Annotated in this window: 14 protein-coding genes and 2 pseudogenes; 5 read left to right on the forward strand and 11 right to left on the reverse strand. The window is 56.6% G+C overall.

The features are described from left to right. Positions 1-219: 219 nt before the first annotated feature. Positions 220-666 carry an antitoxin Xre/MbcA/ParS toxin-binding domain-containing protein gene (locus tag DFLDMN_RS30975; RefSeq protein ID WP_423200758.1) on the forward strand — a complete coding sequence of 149 codons (447 nt, stop codon included), beginning with the start codon at positions 220-222 and terminating at the stop codon, positions 664-666. Continuing rightward, entirely contained in the window at positions 663-1,133 is a 471-nt protein-coding gene (locus DFLDMN_RS30980) for an RES family NAD+ phosphorylase (RefSeq protein WP_423200759.1), read from the forward strand. Before DFLDMN_RS30975 ends, DFLDMN_RS30980 begins: the two co-directional genes overlap by 4 nt. 435 nt (positions 1,134-1,568) lie before the next feature. Here the strand turns inward: DFLDMN_RS30980 and DFLDMN_RS30985 are convergent, their stop codons facing one another. From DFLDMN_RS30985 to DFLDMN_RS31005, 5 genes are all read right to left on the reverse strand, one after another. Beyond that, positions 1,569-2,411: a carbohydrate ABC transporter permease gene (locus DFLDMN_RS30985; RefSeq protein WP_423200802.1), complete on the reverse strand. Its 843-nt coding sequence runs from the start codon at positions 2,409-2,411 to the stop codon at positions 1,569-1,571. A gap of 32 nt (positions 2,412-2,443) precedes the next feature. Next, positions 2,444-3,343, reverse strand: a complete 900-nt coding sequence (locus DFLDMN_RS30990) for a carbohydrate ABC transporter permease (protein ID WP_423200760.1) — start codon at positions 3,341-3,343, stop codon at positions 2,444-2,446. 68 nt (positions 3,344-3,411) lie between these two features. After that, positions 3,412-4,731, reverse strand: a complete 1,320-nt coding sequence (locus DFLDMN_RS30995; RefSeq protein WP_423200761.1) for an ABC transporter substrate-binding protein — start codon at positions 4,729-4,731, stop codon at positions 3,412-3,414. Between the two features lie 66 nt (positions 4,732-4,797). Next, positions 4,798-5,886 carry an ABC transporter ATP-binding protein gene (locus DFLDMN_RS31000; RefSeq protein ID WP_423200762.1) on the reverse strand — a complete coding sequence of 363 codons (1,089 nt, stop codon included), beginning with the start codon at positions 5,884-5,886 and terminating at the stop codon, positions 4,798-4,800. 45 nt (positions 5,887-5,931) lie between these two features. Continuing rightward, positions 5,932-7,749 carry an IlvD/Edd family dehydratase gene (locus DFLDMN_RS31005; protein ID WP_423200763.1) on the reverse strand — a complete coding sequence of 606 codons (1,818 nt, stop codon included), beginning with the start codon at positions 7,747-7,749 and terminating at the stop codon, positions 5,932-5,934. Positions 7,750-8,072: 323 nt separating this feature from the next. Between DFLDMN_RS31005 and DFLDMN_RS31010 the strand changes: the two are divergent. Next, positions 8,073-8,856, forward strand: a pseudogene (locus DFLDMN_RS31010) (transposase). Positions 8,857-9,964: 1,108 nt separating this feature from the next. Here the strand turns inward: DFLDMN_RS31010 and nhaA are convergent. Together nhaA and DFLDMN_RS31020 are read right to left on the reverse strand one after the other, a co-directional pair. Then, on the reverse strand, positions 9,965-11,278 hold the full coding sequence (nhaA, locus tag DFLDMN_RS31015; protein WP_423200764.1) for a Na+/H+ antiporter NhaA: 1,314 nt from the start codon (positions 11,276-11,278) through the stop codon (positions 9,965-9,967). Positions 11,279-11,337: 59 nt separating this feature from the next. Continuing rightward, on the reverse strand, positions 11,338-11,724 hold the full coding sequence (locus DFLDMN_RS31020) for a response regulator (RefSeq protein ID WP_423200765.1): 387 nt from the start codon (positions 11,722-11,724) through the stop codon (positions 11,338-11,340). Positions 11,725-12,913: 1,189 nt separating this feature from the next. On the opposite strand from DFLDMN_RS31020, the gene DFLDMN_RS31025 reads away from it, so the two are divergent. Beyond that, entirely contained in the window at positions 12,914-13,672 is a 759-nt protein-coding gene (locus DFLDMN_RS31025) for a helix-turn-helix domain-containing protein (RefSeq protein WP_423200766.1), read from the forward strand. A 333-nt stretch (positions 13,673-14,005) separates the two neighbouring features. Here the strand turns inward: DFLDMN_RS31025 and DFLDMN_RS31030 are convergent, their stop codons facing one another. Continuing rightward, positions 14,006-14,863 carry a transglutaminase-like domain-containing protein gene (locus DFLDMN_RS31030; RefSeq protein WP_423200767.1) on the reverse strand — a complete coding sequence of 286 codons (858 nt, stop codon included), beginning with the start codon at positions 14,861-14,863 and terminating at the stop codon, positions 14,006-14,008. A 950-nt stretch (positions 14,864-15,813) separates the two neighbouring features. On the opposite strand from DFLDMN_RS31030, the gene DFLDMN_RS31035 reads away from it, so the two are divergent. Continuing rightward, positions 15,814-16,152 (forward strand): hypothetical protein, encoded by a 339-nt coding sequence (locus DFLDMN_RS31035; RefSeq protein ID WP_423200768.1) that lies wholly within the window; start codon positions 15,814-15,816, stop codon positions 16,150-16,152. A gap of 92 nt (positions 16,153-16,244) precedes the next feature. Here DFLDMN_RS31035 and DFLDMN_RS31040 read toward each other — a convergent pair whose 3' ends face one another. The 3 genes and pseudogenes from DFLDMN_RS31040 to DFLDMN_RS31050 form a co-directional block, all read right to left on the reverse strand. Then, complete coding sequence (locus tag DFLDMN_RS31040) at positions 16,245-16,823, reverse strand: hypothetical protein (protein ID WP_423200769.1); 579 nt, start codon at positions 16,821-16,823, stop codon at positions 16,245-16,247. Between the two features lie 1,035 nt (positions 16,824-17,858). After that, a complete protein-coding gene (locus DFLDMN_RS31045) occupies positions 17,859-18,662 on the reverse strand; it encodes a putative zinc-binding metallopeptidase (RefSeq protein WP_423200803.1) in 804 nt (267 codons plus the stop codon). A gap of 6 nt (positions 18,663-18,668) precedes the next feature. Then, positions 18,669-18,944 (reverse strand): annotated as a pseudogene (locus DFLDMN_RS31050) (zinc-ribbon domain-containing protein); the annotation flags it as partial. Between the last annotated feature and the right edge of the window lie 581 nt (positions 18,945-19,525).

Consider the following 19,525-nt stretch of genomic DNA (forward strand, 5'->3'; position numbering starts at 1 on the left):
TAAATACAACTAACTGCCAAGAAGCCACCTTTGGTGCCTTCCAGGGCTTGTAAGATTGTTCGGCCCGGCACTTTGAGCGCCCACGGATGTTGGATCTCATTGACACTGAGGCGTTGAGGCCGAGAGGTATCCATCCCCATGTCTCAAATGAGAAGTCGTTGACTTCCATTTGAGATTATCTACAATGGGAGTGTCAATTCAACCAAATGAGATGGTGCCATGGGCTATGCAATCGCTGGTACAGGTCTTGGCGCGCAGCCGGACGACTTTGACCGTTTCCTTCGGGGCATGGGAGCGCTTGAGCAACGGAAGGTGATTAGAGAAGGTATGGACGCTTCCATCGTCGAGCGCGTCGCGAAGGAGCTGCTCCGCATCCCGGTGCAGACGCTTCTTAGCGGGCTCGGTCTCCCTAGCTCCACTGTACTCCGCAAGATTTCGAAGCATGAGCGGTTATCCGGACCGGAGTCCGACCGCGTGGCGCGTGTCCTTTATGTACTCGAGCTGGCGTCGGATGTGTTGGAAGATCCAGCGCTTGCCGCCCAATGGATGCAGAAGCCGCTTTTTGAACTGGATGGGATGAAGCCGCTCGAGGTCCTAGATTCCCAACCGGGGTATGACCGCGTAAGGGACATTTTGATGCGCACGGCCTTTGGCATTCCTGTATGAAGGTTTACCGACTCGCGAAGGAAAAGCCAGGGCGCTATAAGGCAAACGATCTGAGCGGCAACGGGGCTGCGCTTGCGGGCGGTCGCTGGAATCCGCGCGGCATGCGCGTCGTTTACACCTGCTGCACGCCATCAACTACCGTGTTGGAAACGCTTGTGCATTTGGGTGGACTCATGCCCGCCGCCCATCACTTTCTGGTGACCATCGAATTGCCGGATGCCTTGTTTTCCGCTGCGCTCGTTCCCGAAGTTCCCGCGGATTGGGATGCGCCAGGGCGAGATCCGCAATCCGCGATCGCCATAGGTCAGAAATGGATCGAAGAGGGCGTACATCTTGCAATGAAGGTGCCCTCAGTGGTCTGTCCAGCCGACTTCAACTTGTTGTTGAATCCTTTGCATCCCGACATGGGTAGTGTCCATGTGCTGGAGGTTGCGCCTTTTAAATTTGATCCGAGACTCTTCGGATAATTCTGGGCTTAATCGCTCAAAGCACCGTCTCGAGAGCAAAATCAACGAGACTGCGCGAATTCCGTTGAAGCGACCTTAGGCAGCGGCAAGGCGATGCGCGCCTCGTCGCGACGGATGCGCAGTGAGATGACCGAACGGGCGGAACGATGGGAAGTCGCCACGGCGTTGGTGCGCGTCGGCGGCAAACTCCGAGGCGGATCTCCGAACAGTTCAGCGAGGACGCTCGGGTGGCGGACGCAAATTGCACAGTTGACGACATGCATACCGCTACGTGATCGGGTGTCGCGCTTTCGCCTAGACCGCCTGCATAGATCGTGCTTGCCCATAGCATGAGTGCGGACGATTTGCGGTCCAGCGTCCCGGCCTACGCCCCATTGATGAGGGGAGGCGTCGAGCGAAACAAGAAACGACAGGCCGGCGCTGTCTACGTGGCGCCTACTCCTTGACCGCACCGGTCATGCCGGTAACGTAATACTCCACGAAGAACGAATACACCACTGCTACTGGTAGCGAGCCCAGCAGCGCGCCGGCCATCAGTGCGCCCCAGTGATAGACGTCACCCTCGACCAGTTCTGTGACGATGCCAACAGGCACGGTCTTCACCTCAGATGACGAGATGAACGTCAGCGCATAGATAAACTCATTCCACGATAGGGTGAACGCAAAAATGCCCGCCGATATCAGACCTGGCACCGCCAGTGGCAAGATGATCCTGACCAGAATCTCCCAGCGCGTCGCACCGTCGATGAGCGCGCATTCCTCCAGCTCGTAGGGGATCGACCGGAAATAGCCCATCAGCAGCCACGTGCAGAACGGGATGAGGAACGTCGGGTAGGTCAGGATCAGCGCCCAGCGTGTATCGAACAACCCCAGCTGGAAGACAATCGAGGCCAGTGGAATGAACAGGATGGATGGCGGAATCAGATAGGCCAGGAATATTGCGAGCCCGATCTGCTTCGCACCCTGAAAACGCAGGCGCTCGATCGCATAGGCGGCCAGCACGCTAGCGGCAAGCGAGGCGAAGGTGGACACCGTGGACACAATCACGGTGTTGAGCAGCCAGGCAGGGTAGGGTGTGTCGAACAGTAGCTTCTTGAAGTGGGCCAGTGTCGGCTTGATGACGATCAGCGGATTTGCACTTTGCATCAAGAGTTCGCCGTCGGGCTTGAACGCCGTAATGGCCATCCAGTAGAACGGAAACAGCAACACGAACAGGAAGATGCCGATGGGAATATATAGCGTGACCCAGCGCCGCGGAATGGACTGCAAATACTCCATCACGTGCTGTTCGTTCTCGATGGTCGTCACCTTCACTTGTCGCCTCCTTGCTGCCAGGCGCGCCGCTGCAGCCCGAAGTATGAAAACATGATGGCCGCCAGCAGGAACGGCACCATCATCGTGGCCAGCGCAGCACCTTCACCGAGCGAGCCACCCGGAATCGCGCGCTGAAAGGACAGCGTCGCCATCAGGTGCGTCGCGTTGAGAGGGCCGCCACGGGTGAGCACATAGATGAGCTGAAAGTCCGTGAAGGTGAACAGCACCGAGAAAGTCATCACCACGGCGATGATCGGCGTGAGTAAAGGTAGCGTGATATAGCGAAACTGCTGCCATGGCGTGACCCCGTCGATCGACGCGGCCTCGTACAGCGACGGGGGAATCGTCTGGAGGCCCGCAAGCAAAGAGATAGCGACGAACGGAATGCCGCGCCAGACGTTGGCGGCGATGGTCGAGAATCTGGCCAGCCAGGGGTCGCCGAGAAAGTCGATATACCGATCGATAAGGCCCAGCCTGACCAGTGTCCAGCTGATCACGGAGAACTGTGCGTCATAGATCCACCAGAACGCCAGAGCCGACAGTGCCGTCGGCACGATCCACGGCAACAGCACCACCGCGCGGAAAAAAGACTTGAATGGTAGGTTTCGGTTGAGCAGCAGCGCGAGCCACAAACCGAGCACGAACTTCAGCACGCTGGCAATTAGCGTATAGAAGATGGTATTGAACAATGCAAGCTGCGAGATCGAATCGCCGGCGAGGTAGCTATAGTTGGCCATGCCGATCCACTCGCCAGCGCGGCCGATTTTGGCATTCGTAAAGCCCAGCCATACCCCGAGCCCGAGCGGGTAGGTGAGGAACACCAGCAGCAACAGCGCCGTGGGCAACATGAATAGCAGCCCTAGGAAATGACGGTTGTTTGACAGGCGGAACAGCATGGCGCTCCTTGTCTGCCGCTGCGACCCACGGTGCGTCGCAGCGGATCTCTCCATGACCAGCGTACGGACTAGGCTTTGTAGTAGCGCTCTGCACGTTGCGCCGCGCGCGCCGCGGCTTCCTTCGGCGTCTTCGAGCCGCTAGCCGCTTCCGCCACCATGTCTAGCACGATATAGTCCGCCATCGACGCCGCCGAGGCGGTCCCGAGCGGACCCGCATGGCCGTTGTCGAGCATCAGCGACGCCGCTTCACGATAGACCGTGTGCTTGGGATCAGAAGTCCAGATCGGATTCGACTCGTAGGCCTTGAGCGGCTGGCTCACGTAGCCGATCGCCGCTTCCATCCAAGGGTTGTATTGTTCCGGCTCCATCATAAACTGCAGATATGCCTTGGCCGCCAAGGGGTACTTGCAGTACTTGAAGACCATCATCTGGGTAATCTGCATCAGCTCCGTCGGTTTGCCGCTATTTCCGATCGGAAAATGGGCGTGCTGGATGTCCCGTGCCATTTCCTGTAATTTCGGTTCCTTCGAGTTTTTGGCCGCGTAGTAGACCGAGATGCCGTTGGCGGTCAGGCTAATCTGCCCATCGAGGAACGCCTTGTTGTTCGACGGGTCTTGCCAGGACAGCGTGCCCGGTACGAAGGTCGCATACAGCTGCTTGGCGTACTCAAGCGCGGCCCAGGTTTCGGGCGAATTGACCACGACCTTGCCTTTGCTGTCGACGAGCATGCCGCCATGCGACCAGAGTAGCCAGTGCGCCCAGTTGTTGCCGTCACCGACCGCCTTGCCAAGCGCGAAGCCGCACGGCGTGCCCTTCGCTTTCAGCGCCTGGCACAGCTTGAGGAAGCCCCCGGTGTCCTTGGGGACCGCATCGAAGCCCGCTGCCTTGACGTGGCTTTCGCGATAGACCAGCGCATTTCCCACTACGCCGAGCGGCAGCGCGATCCATTTGCCGCCATGCATGCCGTATTTCCGGCATACGTCGTACCAGCCGCCATGCTTGCTGCCAAGATAAGTTGCCACGTCGCTGACGTCGATGAGCTTGTCTGGATACTGCTGCGGATCATCGAACCAACCCAGCACGATATCCGGACCGGTACCCACGCTGGCAGCAACGGCGGCCTTGGGTCGCACATCTTCCCAGCCTTCGTTGTCCACGCGTACCTCCACGCCGGTTAGCGCAGTGAACTTCTTCGTGTTGGCCACCCATAGATCTTCGTCGCCCTGCACGAACCGCTTCCAGCGCAGGATGCGTAGCTTGGCATCGGCTTCGGGCTTGTACTGCAACGCGGTGGCGGCATGCGCGTGACTGCCCAGCGCTGTGGTGGCCGCCAGCGCAGCGGTGGAAACGATGAAATCGCGCCTTGTGAAGTTACCGGAATTGCTCATCGCTTTGTCTCCTCCATGTTCATGGTTATGTCGCGGTCTGGGTACCGCGGCGGCTGGTGCATGGACTTATTGTCGAGGTAGGGCCCGTCCTGTCTCCGCGTCGAAAAGATGCGTGTGCTTGTGATCCGGTACCAGATGTAGCGCTTGGCCCGCCGTGAAGTCGTGTCGCTCGCGGAACACGGCGACGAGATCGGTATCGCCGAAGCGGGAATACACCTCGGTATTTGCGCCGGTAGGCTCCACGACCGCGACGCGGGTCGGAAAGCCTTCGCCCTGCGCGCCGACGCTCAGATGCTCGGGCCGCACGCCATAGATCACGTGCTGGCTGTCAGCCCCGGCACCGTCGGCGAGCTGCGTTGGCGGGGACAACTGCGTACCGTCGGAAAATTCCACCGTCGCCGTGCCGTTCCGGCGGCGCAATATACCGGGGATGAAGTTCATGGCAGGCGATCCGATAAATCCCGCCACGAACAGATTGTCGGGATTGTCATAGATCGCCAGCGGCCGCCCTTGCTGTTCCACCCGCCCATCGCGCATCACGACAATCTGGTCTGCGAGCGTCATAGCTTCAATCTGGTCGTGCGTGACATACACTGAGGTGGTGCGCAGTCGTTGGTGCAATTCCTTGATCTCAGCGCGCATCTGCACGCGCAGCTTTGCATCGAGATTGGACAGCGGCTCATCGAACAGAAACACCTGTGGATCGCGCACAATTGCGCGTCCCATTGCCACACGCTGGCGCTGGCCGCCGGAGAGTTGGCGCGGATAGCGGTCAAGCAACTGAGCAAGACCAAGAATGGCGGAGGCCTTGTCCACCTTTCGCTTTATCGCGTCCTTGGACATGCCGGCCAGCTTCAGCGAGAACGCCATGTTGTCGTACACGGACATATGCGGGTACAACGCATAGTTCTGGAACACCATCGCGATATCGCGCTCTTTTGGCGGGAGGCGGTTGACCACGCGGTTGTTGATAGCGACCTCTCCGGTGGTGATTTCCTCGAGTCCTGCCAGCATGCGGAGCAGAGTGGATTTCCCGCAACCGGATGGCCCCACCAGAACCGTGAACTGTCCGTCGGGAATATTGATGCTTACCCCCCGGATGACCAGCGTGCCGCCAAATTTTTTCTCCACCTCGCGAATCTGTACCGATGCCATGCCTCCCCTCTCCTTTATCTCGAGTGGTCTGATCTTCCGGTCTGGCTAGTGATTGTCTTTGGGTATCCCGGCGCCGCTTTTGCCGACGAGGAAGTCGAGGTCGGCCCCCCGGTTGGCCTGCTGCACGTGCTCGAAGTAAAGTCGAGTCCAGCCGCGCTCCATCGGAGCCTGCGGTGGTTGCCATGCTGCCCGCCGGCGTGCGAGCTCATCGTCGGTCACGTGCAGATGGAGCTTGCGTGCCTCTACGTCAAGCTCTACGAGATCACCGTCCTGCACCAGTGCCAGCGAGCCACCGGCAGCGGCTTCCGGTGCCACGTGGAGGATCACCGTACCGTACGCGGTGCCGCTCATTCGCGCGTCGGAGATCCGTACCATGTCGGTAATACCCTTCCGCAAAAGCTTAGGCGGCAGCGGCATGTTGCCAGCCTCGGCCATGCCCGGATAGCCACGTGGGCCGCAGTTTTTCAGGACCAGGACGCAGTCTTCGTCGACGTCGAGCGCTTCGTCGTCGAGCCGCTCATGCATGTGTTCGCTGTTCTCAAACACCACGGCGCGCCCGGTATGCTTGAGCAAGGCGGGGGTCGCGGCGGAAGGCTTGACCACCGCGCCGTCCGGGCAAAGGTTGCCGCGAAGTACGGCAATGCCTGCGTGGGGCTTGAAGGGCGTATCGAAGGCATGGATGACTTCACGGTTCCAATTCGGTGCGTCCTTGCAGTTCTCCCACAGCGTCCTGCCGTTGACCGTCAGCGCGTCGCGCGCGAGTAGCGGCCCCACTTCACGGATCACGGCGGGCAGGCCGCCCGCGTAGTAGAAATCTTCCATCAGATGCCGGCCTGAAGGCTGAAGATCCAGTAGGCAGGGCAGGGCGTGGCCGAGGCGGTCCCAGTCATCGAGGCTTAGGTCCACACCAATGCGCCCGGCAATGGCCAGCAGATGAATGACCGCGTTCGTCGAGCCGCCGATCGCCGCGTTAACCTTGATCGCATTCTCGAACGCCGCGCGTGTCAGTACCTTTGACATGACGAGGTCGTCTTTGACCATCTGTACGATGCGTCGTCCCGACGCACGCGCGAGAATGTTACGGCGCCCATCTACGGCCGGAATAGCCGCATTGCCGGGCAGGCTCATGCCGAGCGACTCGACCATGCAGGCCATCGTTGAGGCCGTGCCCATCGTCATGCAGTGGCCGTGAGACCGGTGCATGCAGCTCTCAGCTTCAAAGAAGTCCTCCTGCGACATATGTCCGGCGCGGACCTCCTCCGACATCTTCCACACGTCGGTGCCAGATCCAAGTTCCTGGCCGCGGAATTTGCCGCTGAGCATGGGGCCGCCCGAGACACCAATCGTTGGCAGGTCGCATGATGCGGCGCCCATCATCAGCGCCGGCGTGGTCTTGTCGCAGCCCATCAGCAGCACCACGCCGTCGATAGGGTTCCCACGAATCGATTCCTCAACGTCCATGCTGGCCAGATTGCGGAACAGCATTGCGGTGGGGCGAAGCAAGGTTTCCCCCAAGGACATCACAGGGAATTCAAGCGGAAATCCGCCGGCTTCCCACACGCCGGTTTTAACCTGTAGAGCGAGCTCGCGAAAATGCGAATTGCAGGGCGTCAGCTCGGAGTAGGTATTGCAGATGCCGATGACCGGGCGGCCGTCGAACTGGTCATGGGGAATGCCGCGATTCTTCAGCCACGAACGGTAGATGAAGCCGTCGCGATCTAGTCGGCCGAACCAGGCCTGGCTGCGCAGCTTTGGCGGACTTGGCTTGCTGTTGTCGTTTTCGTTCACTCGGGTCTCCTGCGTTCTGCCTGGTATGGGTTGCAGATCCGCATGCCCGCGACCACACCGCAGCGCCGCACGCATGCCGAGTCACACGGAGTCTAGGTCAGGCCCCCGGACAGTTAAAGTGGCTATTGCCAATATCGGGTAATAACCCGTAGTGGCCTCTGTATTGGCGGCGCTAGCGTTGGATGTCCACGCTGTGCCTTATTCCGCACTGCTAACGACGATAGCGCCGGCAGCCTAGGGAAGCGGTGAACGTCGAAGTTAGTTACGCCCTGACTTTCGGCGGCTGATAATCGGAAGGGGAGTGCTGACAAAAATTTGGTTCTTCGAAGAATTCCGGGGCCTGAATTGCCACATTCCGTATCCTAATGGTCGTTAAGACGGCCGTTAGGGGGGATGGGATGCTGGATCGGAAGACGCTGCAGGCCTTGGGCTGCTGGGATGGCTACAAGCTGGACCGGGTGGTATGGCCCGAGGGGGAGAGCCGTACGTTGGCGCTGTACCTGAAGCCGGTCAGCAAGGTCATGTACTACGAGGAATGCGGGTCGAAGTGCCGACAGGTCCATGAGACGGTGGTGCGGCGCGTGCGCGATCGTCCGCTGTTCGAATACCGGGTGGTGCTCCATGTCCCCCGCAGGCGTGTCTGGTGCGATCAATGCGGGGGCCGCGGCTCGAGCGGCTCGAATGGCTGGGGAGATACCAGCGTGTCACAGCCAGGTTGGCGCAGGCCTGTGGGCAGTTGCTACGCAGTTGCACGGTGCAGGCTGTGGCGGCTTTCTATGATCTGGGCCGGCATACCGTCAAATCGATAGACAAGGCGCGTCTGCAGGCGGTGCATCTGGACGAGGTGCTGCAAGCCAACCAGCCGCTGATGACGGTCTACATCTTGCGAGACGAACTCAAGCGGCTGTGGTTCTACCGCCGCCCGGGATGGGCGCAGAAGGCTTGGGAGAACTGGTGTGAACAGGCCCGGCAATGTGGTATTCCCGCTCTTCAAATGTTCGCCAAACGCCTGAGCAGCTACTGGCACGGCATCATCGCCCGCTGCCGGCATCCGCTGAATACGAGTGTTGATGAGGGCATCAACAACACCTCAAGGTCATCAAGCGCCGAGCCTACGGCTACCGCGACGAGGAATGCTTCTTCCTCAAAATCCGCGCTGGCTTCCCCGGAATTCCTCGATGAACCAAAAATTTGGACTACCTGGAGGGAGTTCATGTACTCGTATGAAGACCGTCTGCAAGCGGTTCGGTTGTAGAGGTCAGAAAGGCATCGGGGCTACCATTCGGCAGTTAGGGTACCTGACGAAGAGCGCCCTCAAATAGTGGCATCGCGAATACGAACAGTGTCATGATTTGCGGCTGGGGTAGCTGGGCTATTGAAAGATGCAATGCGGCGGCTTATCTGTTGCCGAGCAACATGACGGTAGCCAGCCGGCCTTGTCGCACAGCTGCTTGCAATGTGTCTTCACTACTATGGTAAAAGAGCTTGGGGCTAGGGGCCTGCATCACTGTCATAACCTTTTGAGGCTAGTAAAGATGTCCATCTGCGAACGCTGTATGTCCATTGCTCCCGGCATAGCTGGCGCGCCTGGTCACCCCGCGTTGCGCATCACCGATACGCAGCGACAGAAAATCCCCGGATCGCCCTCCGTCACGGTTAGCATGTTTCGCTGCCTCACTTGCGGTACCGTGTGGAGGTACCGCGAAGCAAAACGGGACGAAGTGGGGTGGAGATTGCTGGGCGACAAATGTCAGTGATCCACGACACATATTGCCTCATCCATGGACGCTGCCCGGCCGTGCAAAAAGATGGAGCCTGGATTATGCCGGCGCCGAATGAGTTCAGGGTTGATGCCTGGCCAGTGTGCGACGAGTTCGTGGCCGCTTCAATTCGATTCTGACCGCACAGAAGCCTATCACTGGAACCGCTCCGGCGGCACGGGCTTGGCTCAGCGTGCCGGCTTCGGCCTGCTTCAGGATGACGATGATCTGGCTGTCCGTGAATCAGGAGGTCCTCATGCAAAATTTCCTAAGGTCCTGTTGCTAGAAAATTCTACTTTCCGCGACCCTTATTTTTCGGGGGGAATACCGGCACAAGACTATCCCTTATGTTAAGAGATTCCTTGTGTCTTCAGATACGTGGGGCCGCTCCACCCGAGGCGCGTAGGGAGAGCGGGCTGTCTCGCAGCCCTCGGGCTTTGCCGATAAAAAAACCTCAGTAGTGTCGGAAATTTAATCCGATATATCCACTGACCAGGTAAAAGGAGATCTTCTGACCTCGCGCGCTGCCATCAATGTCGATTACATCTACCAAGAAAAGCGAGAGCTAGCATCCCGGCTGTGGCAGAAACAAATGATCCCAGTATTATGCCAATTTTTACGGAGTCAAGTTCCCCGCGATTGAAAGATAAATTCGCTATAAACAGTGCCATGGTGAAGCCGATCCCGGCGAGCATACTACCCGCGATCAAAGTTCGCCACGTGAGGTCTTTGGGGCGACTAGCGACGCGAAGCTTTACCGCCAGTGCAATCAGCGCAATGATACCAACGGGTTTCCCAAGCACAAAGGAGAAAAAAATAGCCGACGCTAGCGCAGCATCGACGCGTTCAGGAACGATGGTCACCCCCGCGTTCGCCAGCGCAAAAGCTGGCATTACCGCAAACGCAATCCATGGGTGAAGGGTGATTTCAAGTCGTTCGATTGGCGACAGCGCCTCTCGCGCCGCTACGCCAACTCGTTGGAGACCATGTCGCTCGCCAATGTCACCACTCCAACGCTCGCCCCGGGGCTTGGCAACGGCGCGGCTAAGGATAGCTTGCAGTCGTTCATCGCTAACCCAACTGCGCGCGGGCGCCATCAGCCCGAGTATCACCCCAGTAAGCGTCGCGTGAATGCCGGAAGCATCAAATGCAACCCAAACGACGATGCCAAAAACAGAATATGCAACCATGCTTCGAAAGCCAACCCATCCCATTCCGGCCACAACAACAAGGCCTAAGCAGGCTAGCATCAATGGAAGCCACCGAATAGCGCCACCATAGCTGATGGCCACGATCAGAATAGCCGCAATGTCATCAAAGATGGCCAGAGCCAACAAGAATAAGCGAAGGCTCTTTGGCACGCGGTGGCGGAGTAACGCTAAGGCACCGATGACGAAAGCTGTGTCTGTCGACATGACTGTGCCCCAACCGCGTGAGCTGGGCTGGTCGCCGATAAGTAAAAGGTAAATTCCAACGGGCATAATCATACCGCCTATTGCGCCAGCCATTGGGAATAGAGCCAGTCTGATGTTGGTTAATTCGCCTAGTACTATTTCTCGCTTCAGCTCAAGGGCTACGACAAAGAAAAACAGCGTCATCAAGCCATCGTTGACCCAGTGCTGCAACGTGCGAGAGTACTCAAAGTTGTCGAAAAAAAATCCGATACGCGTATCAAAAAAAGAAAAATACCGATCGGAAAATTCGGTGTTGGCCATCGCCAGCGCGATCCCCACAAAAAACAGCAGTGTGGCACCTGCCATTGCCTCAATGCGCAAAAACCGAAGAAATGGCCGGGTGAACTTGTCGGCGCGTTCCTTTGGTAAATGTGTGAGGTCTTCCTTCATATTGTTGTATTATTTTATATAATTCAGCTTGTATGGTAATAATTTAAATTTATTAAAATTTAAATCTGAAAATAGGATGTAGTTATATCCTTATTGATTAATTTAAAAATCGCTCTCAAAATATCCGGGGGTGAGCAAGGTTTCTGAAAAACCATGTCAAAAAGGTTTTCGTGCTGGCGGCCGATGTCAGTTTGGGCGGCAGTCAATAAGATAATCGGAATATGACAGGTTATGATGTGAGCCTTGAGTACTTGCGCGAGATCGAGGCCTGTCATAATTGGCATCATAAAATCAGTGATTACAAGATCGGGTAGGCATTCTGTGATAAGACTTAGAGCTTCCGCTCCGTCACTCGCAGTTCGTACCGTCATGCCCTCGGCCACGAGCAGGAATGTCAATGCATCGGTATTTAGCGCCTCATCATCGACGACCACGATTGTTGCCATGACCTAGCACTTCATGGGCGTCTGTGGGCCCATTTTCTGTACAGCACCACTTCCTGGCTCAGCCCCGGCATCGAGCGTTCGGTACTCGAGCCATGGCATTACTAGCGGTCCTACGCACCGAGCTGGTGGTCTTGAACGTACAGCGATGTCGAAAACCGATATCACCGATATCGAAAACTTTGGCGAGCTTCCGAGCATAAGACTGGGTAGAAGCTTCCGCAACCGGTGGTGAACGTTGGCCTCTTCATCGAACACCATAGCATTGCCGAAGCTATTGGCTGGCCCGACACGGTTGCCAATGTGAACCCTTGTAGGATGAGACGCAGAGCACCGGACCTGTGGTGGAGGTCTTTGTTGCATGGCGAGAATCTTTTTCACAGATGACCCCAGTGATGGCCTGTGCGCCGTGCGCTTGTCGGCCTACGGTATGAGTAATACGCCCGCACGCGTCCGACAATAGGTACCCATGTACGAGGGCTTTTTGGACTTCGTCGTCCGGCCTTGGTCGCTCAAAGAGAAAAAAAGCTTAAGTCGCCCCGCAGCAATAACGAACGGACCCGCGACGGCAGCCCGAAGCAACCTGCGATCTTTCCGCTGTGCGTCTGTTGCGCGATGCATCGCTGTGAGCGCTTGAAATCCTAGGAGCATAGTGTGCTCATTGGTCAGGGGGGGATGTCCGCCTTTGTCCTACTTGGAGCGCTGAGTCAAGTGCTGCGGACAAGGGTCACACGCTTCCCTCATAGCACTACGAGGCAAATCGTGCAGCAGCACGTGGTCTGAGGGGGGCAGGTGGCCGTGCTCAGTAAGTAGGAGTGAGAAAAGGCCAATTACATTGGATGCATCTCGAGATCCCAGCGGCAGCGCGTCCGCTCCATAGATGGTCTCCGGGCAAACAGCACACGGGGGATTGAAGGACGCAAGTGTAAGTGGCATAGGATGTGGCAAATCGCTCATCTATATTGATCGTGTGTGGCGTTGTCCACACGAGCTCCGCTCCAAGGCCTGTGCTGGGAGCATATCGCCAACCCTCTCAGGATCGTACAGCGTTGCCGACTCTTCTAAGTCGCGTCTGAATCCCACGAATCACATCGTGTAGGCGCCCGAAGGTGGAGGATACATGGCTAGACTGGCGCGCCACCAGGTCACTTCGCTGCGAGCCTCCGGTGCCCGGGAAAATCAAGGATAATAGATGTACGTACGTCAGAATCTACGTCGTGACGGTACCTCGCGGACGCTTGACGGCCCCCCTCTGTTCGCCTCGTCATTTGATCTGATGAGCTCTCGCAGTCGGCTGCTGCCGCTTAGCTTAGCATCCGGGCTGGCGGACTCGGAACTGAAAAAATTGCAGGAATTGGCCGGTCAGTGGCGAATTGTGCATCGCACTGATTATCTATTTCGATGCGGCGACGAGTTTCGAAGCATCTATTCGCTGCGCTCAGGTTCCTTCAAAACTGTGGGAGGGCACGCGGTGGGACACGAGCACGTTACTGGGTACATACTTCCTGGCGAGCTATTTGGCCTCGGCGGGATTTGCGATGCCCGGTACGACTGCGATGCGGTAGCCCTGGAGGACAGCGCTGTATTTGCAATTCGCTTTTCTTCGTTGGAGAGTTTATGTCGAGATCTGCGTCGCGCGCAATGTAATTTAGTAAAACTGATGAGTCAGGAAATCGTGCGTGAATGTAAGCATACCGTGCTGCTTTCGAGCATGAATTCGGAACGAAGGGTAGCGACATTTTTGATAAACGTCTCACGTCGCCTGAAAGAGCATGGTTACTCAGATCGCGAATTTTCGCTGAGCATGACGCGCAAGGAGATTGGTAGTTTTTTGGGGATAAAGCTCGAGACAGTGAGTCGCACAATATCGAGATTTAATCGCGACGGTCTCACGCGCATAAACGGGAAAGCCGTCGTACTTATTGACGTGCAAGCGCTGACGGATATATAAGTTGTCATCCTCCCGCATCTCCTCCGTAAAGAACGGAGACTCTTACCGGGCTAGACTGCGGGAGCGAGAATCGCTTCGGCGTGCTCCAGCTTCGGAGGGACGGCCTGACTGGGGCATCTGCGAGATAGCCGAGCGAACTCTGGGACGCTCGGCATTTTACTCGACACGCCATGCGTCGATCAGCCGCTTGGCGTGGCGGATTGCGGCACGCAGCGATTTCACAAGCGATACCAGGACATCCGAAAGATGGGGAACACGCTACCTCAAGGCCGCCTCGGAGAGCATTTGAGCCGATACGGGCTGCGTGGAAGAGGCAGAGCAGCTAAAGCAGGACTACCATGTACAGATAGCGCTTGTCGTTGCAAGTGGTGGGTCGATCCCTGCTGATGTATCGATCATTGGCTGAATCCCAATAAATGGGCGCTTCGAGGCCACCTTACCGAATATTGCGGCAAACGGAATGTCGGCGGCGTCCCGTCCAGTTCCGATGCGCAGCAAACCGGTGGGTATGGATACGCCTGATGGATCGAGCAGATACCAGCCGTCTGACAGAAAAACCTCCACCACTGCATGAAAGTCTGGTGCACCTAAGGCTGGATCGGCGCCGTAGTCCACGCTGCTCGACATTCGAGCAGGAATGCTGAGCGCGCGGCATATCGCAATCATTAGGTGGGAAAAATCCCGGCATACACCTGTCCGCTCGACGATGGTGTCTATAGCGGAGGTGCGCTCGTTCGTGGATCGCGAAAGAAAGCGTACATGATTGCGTACCCACTCACGAATTGCATACACGCGCGAATAGCCGGGGCGCATGCCGCCAAACTCGCGCATGGCAAATTCCATCAAGCGATCGGATTCACAGTACCTGCTAGGAGCCAGGTATGAAAGCACATCGAACGGGAGCTCTGGCACGGGGACTTCTGTGAGCGAGAGGCCATCAGTTAGCCGATGATTAATGTCGACCACAGCTTCATAGCGAACAGTCAACGCGCCTCTCTCAGCTCGCATCCTGAGCATACGGTTGCAAAGAGGGTCCGTGTAGCGAGTGACCGCAACCGCTGGCGTGAGCGCGAGACATTCGGAGAGAACGCATTGTCTCGTAGTCTTCGCAGCTTCGATGATCAGCAGAAAGTCTGCTGTAGCGTCGAGGATCTCATACGACAAATTCACCGAGTACCGAAGACGGTTCATTTTCGCCTCTGTGTCAAGACTGTTGATCAGTTTGAATCCGTCGCCTAGAAGTGCATGAGTGCAGCCTACCGCGGTAATTTACCTCAATCCTGCTTCGCAGGTGAACAAGCTTGGAACCGAAGCGGCTGCGTCAGCTAACTTGTAAGTAGGCTAGGGAAGCTCCAACGTACGCTATATACTGCTCATAGCGCCGACACAGATAGGTGCATAGAGTCCGCCCATCACTCATCTCCGTGCCCCCGCTCATGGGGACGGCAGAGTCTGGCTACTTCTTCCACGCCGCCAGTGGCAATTCCTGTGAATTTGCTACGCCAGGTAGTCCCCTGCGTTCTCCCGGTTCCGACGCAGGCAGTTCGCATCTCTCATCAGCCGGAATGGAGGCAGTAGCTCTCAGGCGCCGCCCGCCACGTAAAAAATGCGCCGAGTTCGGCTTGCGGAGGGCTGTGTAGCCCGGACGACATGCTAGCCCGATGCGCGGGTCGAGGCCGAAGGTCTGCCCTTAAGGCCGTGCTTCTTGGTGTGCTTCGGCAAGATGACCTAGCCACGTTGCGCGACTGCGGTCGTGCATCCAAAGAAGGCTGGCCGGACCTGCGGTCAATCGATTCACTTTGGCATGGCCGGGTAAAGCGTAGCTTTACGAAGAATTTTAAACGCATGCTTGTACGCACAGAGACAACTGCCGCGAAAATTTTCACTCCGGGAAGATTGCAAATGACCATGGATCGCGTGACCGAGTATCGGGGATTCGATATCCACGTCGATCTCCTTGTGGAATCTAGAGACATGTATGATGTCTGGTTCCAGGTTGAGGGGCCTATGAGCCCGCCTGGCGTCGCCGCCGTTGGCCAGCGAATTAGGGTCTTCGGTGGACCTTATTCTCGGCGTTGGGCTTTCCTCGTGGCTGAACTTGCCGGGCGCGCAGCAGTGGACGTGATTCTTGGAGCAGACGAATGAGCGACGAATTAGACGTCGGGCCTGGCATGCGAAGATATGTCACGGCTAACGAGTACGAAATCTTTATCGAGGCGGAGGAGCGTCGCGACCATTTCCGCTTGGCTAAAGCGAAGGAATATAAAATTCACTATACGATCGTCCGCACGGATTCTAGTGCTGTCCGAAATGACCTTGCCAGTGTGCATTCTTACGATCTAATTGACGGCAACGATTATTTTAATAGCATCGAGGCGGCCCTAGACTATGGGGAGGCAAAGGCTCGAGAAGACGTTTCGACCTTTGCAGCAAAAGTAAAACGCACACATCGCGCATACCCGCGTGTGCTGGATAACTGAAAGGATGGTCAAACATGCAACAGAACAATGCAATCTACAAAGGCTTCAGGGTATCTGCGAGGGTGCGTAACGCATCGGGTGCAGTTCAGGGGCTAGATCTCGTAGACCCGAGCTTCCTCGCCACTGTGACGATCACACCGGTCAGCACAGGAATGGGCTCTCGTAGACGCTTGCCGCCGATGATCCAGCATTTCGCGAACGCACCCCACGTTGCGATTGCGATGGCCGTGGCATCCGCCCGGGCTGCGATTGACGGGATGTCTACGTTTGTCAAGGTGAGGTAGGGCTAAAACATAGCCGGCTTGCTTCACGGCCTGTGAACCTGGTCCCCACCGTTGGGCAATAACGCGGCGGAGTTTCGCGTCAAATAGCCACAAGTGTACGTTGCCATCAAGGGGAGCGATGATGGAACCGGAGAAAATCCAGACAATCTCGTCTTCCCAGAATTTCGAAGTCGAACGAGAAAGGCCCGCGTCGGCGTGCCCGGGCAGATAGACAGAAGTGTTGTCGCGATCTTCTGGTGTCCGCCGCAGGCTTTCACACCGGTGACTTACCAGTCGTGCGATGCCGATGCCGATGCCGATGCCGATGCCGATGCCGATGCGGATGCCCGTGCGCTGCGACATGCTCGCGTTTGCATCGTCACTGTAGCAGCCGTTGTGCAAGTCCATTTGGAGCCGCTCATGGATCGAGGTTACGCGCCTCTTGGCAGTTCAAATAGCTGCAATAGTGCGGCGCTTACAACGTCGCTCGACACATGGATATCATCATGAAAACCATCTCTAAGATTGTTTATATGGGCCTATATATGTTCTCTCCGGCTGCCCGACGGCTCGCTACATCGACTAACAGGACTCAACTTCAGCGATTTGGGTTGGTGCGTCTGTCCGCAACCCCGATACGCCGGGGAGGTACACTGCTGCTGGATCGCTTCTGGTCGGTTGACGAAAGCCCACGCGTTGCTGGGGGGTGTACCGGAGTAAAGGTATTGGCAGGCTCCATGCGGTCGCGTTGGTCCACGGTTGACGCGTATCGCTCTCATAGACGGTGATCATGTGCGTGCATCCGCTCGCTTCGTGAACCCAGTTATTCAACGCAGATTGTTATCCCAAGGACCAAGTGCAACCTAATCGAACGCGAAGTGAGCCTTTGGATGAAGGCTCAGCAAAGCCGGCGACCGCTGTAACGACTGGCTTCTTTTGCACTTTGCCAGAACGGGAAAAAGGCACTGTGTACCATATCGCTGTAGGATTTTTCGATGCGTATCAACGTAGTCCTGCAGACGTTAGGTTCACCAGCTTCGTTGGGACGGGGCGGAGATGTTTTTCAGTGCGGACGCACCATCTCCGCGACGCTAACGTCGAAAGCCCAGAAGCTCTGTGCCGGCTTGCGATAGGGCAGGCGCTGCGGGACAAACTGTACGACAAAACCTGTCAGGTAGACGGTACCCTTGACTGTGCGGTTTTACCGTGGAATGGTTGTTTAACTCCAGTAGGCGTCAAAGGGGGCGCGCGACAATTGTATAGTCGGCACGCGCTAATACTCGGCGTAGATCCGCTATACAGAGAAAAGATATGAAGAGTCGTCTTGCGACGCTGTTGATTATTTTAATGATTAGTTCACGGAAGCTGCGGACAAGCAAGCCGCTCATCACTATGGTCGATTCGCCATCGACCTGATCCATGGAATGGGGTGATATGATAAATTTAGAGGGGCGGACGTGCCTTGGACTGGCAGGGCAATCGCGTCTCCGCGATCACGTCATGCACGAAACGAAGCTTATCGACGGCATCGACTGAGAGCGAAAAAGGATACGCATCCATGAGGCCCAGGCTCCGGTTGAGAATATTGACGGCGTAGATTATTGCTTGCCATCGTGAAAGTAATGCGTCAAAGCTTGAGCGTTCGATTATCGTCTCGCATATGGTAGTAGGGTCTAAGGGATTGGTTGGCCTCAAGGCCAAGCCGCAGCCGTTCGCGGTATCCACTGCATCTATCATATGTAGGTAATGGGACCATGTCTCGGCCCAATCCTCCAGCGGATGCATGCTAGCGTAGTCGCTAATAAAGCCAAGTCGTTCGCCGGACTGCATATCCCGCGTGTAGTGTCTATTTAAGCATTCCGTATAGCTTGCGCGCTCGTCTCCAAACTTCAGGCGAAAGGCCCCTACACGCTTCGTTTCTGCTATAAGATGCGTGAAATAAAAATGCCCGGACTCGTGCCTCATGTGCCCGAGTACGGTCCGATAGCCTTCACCGGCCCATTCTCGGATTTTCTCGCGCTCAATATCGTCTGCTTCTCGAAGATTGATGACTATCCGACCGTTGGTGTGACCCGTCATTACCGCTTCACCGCCGGAATAATCCTCAAGAAAATCGAAGGTTAAAGGCCCGTCTGTGACCGAATCTGGGAAATAAACGGGCAAGCCGATCGCTGATAAGGTGAAGAGTAGCCGTCGCTTCGCTTGCTCAAGACGATACCAGTACAAGCGATTTTTGGAATTAGACATTGTCGGGATGATCCGCGTGAGGCGGCACGAGTCGCAGAGTTCACTTGGGTCGCTAGCGGGGATCATCCAGTTGCACACATTCTCGCGCGAATAATTTAGGCATCGGCGATAAAAAATAGTCGTGAAGGTGGCTAGCGGTGTCCAACCATTTTCGTCGTTACCTTCGAACGCGCACATCTCTCGACATGCGGGAATGTAGCCCAGTAATGCATGACATCTATTGCAGAACGTGTTCTCAAAAAAGACAATATGTTCACACCGACTACAATGAAAAGTTTTCATGGAAATGAGGCATTAACTCAGCGTCGAAGAAGATGGAGCTGGTGGCCGAGGCGGTCGATTGGAAGGCTCATTCTCGTTCCGAACTAAGGCGCACTGTATTCGTAAGATCTAACTTGGCCAGTAGATGATTAAACGTCATTGTTACCGTTCGTTATGAAATGGTGCGGAGCAGGCTCGAAGCGATAAGCCTGATCCAGGCTGACATGAGGGTGCGTCGTCGCACCGGATAACTTAGTTGCTCTTCGTTTCGGTGTTGTCTCTCATTCCTGACATTGGACTCGTTGCACCGAAGTTGGCTTTGTGATGCTCAGAGGCGCCGTGATCCGGACTCGACTGGGGCCTGATCGCGTTGGGGCCGTTCGCTAAAGTTATCGGGCAGGGCTTTCCCAAGCTTACTCTCCTGGAGGACGTGGGCAGGGAGTAACGGGATAAAATTGAGGGATCTTGTCCTTCTGAACAGCTGTATTGGCGAGATGGAGGCATGGCTCCAACAACTAGAGTCCGCGGGCATCCGGATGCCGCAGTTCGCTTGGCGCGCGTCTGTCCGGTGCCGGGCACTCCCGGCAAGGAGGCGGGCAGGA

It is taken from the genome of Cupriavidus sp. H19C3 (genome assembly GCF_049393815.1).
Lineage (GTDB): Bacteria > Pseudomonadota > Gammaproteobacteria > Burkholderiales > Burkholderiaceae > Cupriavidus.